Genomic DNA, 584 nt, shown 5'->3' on the forward strand with positions numbered 1-584 from the left:
AGTCCGGCGGGTACGGCGGGGTGGTCGGCGAGCGGCTCCTCATCCAACGCCAGCAGATTTACAACTCCGGACCACTCCGTCGTCCCCATGACCGAGGTCAGCTCACGGGCGAACTCCTCACGCCGCACCTCACGGGTGTCCACGAGATGTCGCTGCGCGTCCGCGCCATGGCCGCCCAACGCCTGGATGACGGTGAGCACGGCCGGATGGTCCGCATGCGCCAATGGCGCGAGCACCAGCCAGGTGCCGCCGAGCTCCGGCCGGGCCTGGTCCGGGATGCGCTTCCAAGTCTCCTGATAGCGCCAGGAGTTGATCGTGTTCTCGTCGCGGTGCTTGCGCCGCCACGCCGAAAGGATCGGCAGGGCGGGCCGCAGCGCACCCATCGTCTCCTCGTCCCCGTCCAGCCGCAGACTGCCGACCAGCGAGTCGAGATCCATCTCCTCGACGGCTCGCCACAGCTGCGCCTCGGCAGGGTCCTGCCCGCCCCCGGCGGCGGACAGGCTGACGGCGGGCGGCTCCACCCAGTAGTGCTGGTGTTGGAAGGGGTAGGTGGGGAGGTCGATGGTGCGGGGGGTGGGGTCGGT

Annotated in this window: 1 pseudogene; it reads right to left on the reverse strand. The window is 70.2% G+C overall.

What is annotated here, in order from left to right:
• Window positions 1–584 (reverse strand): annotated as a pseudogene (locus ABCR83_RS32745) (type I polyketide synthase); the annotation flags it as partial.

The organism is Streptomyces xingningensis (genome assembly GCF_054957865.1).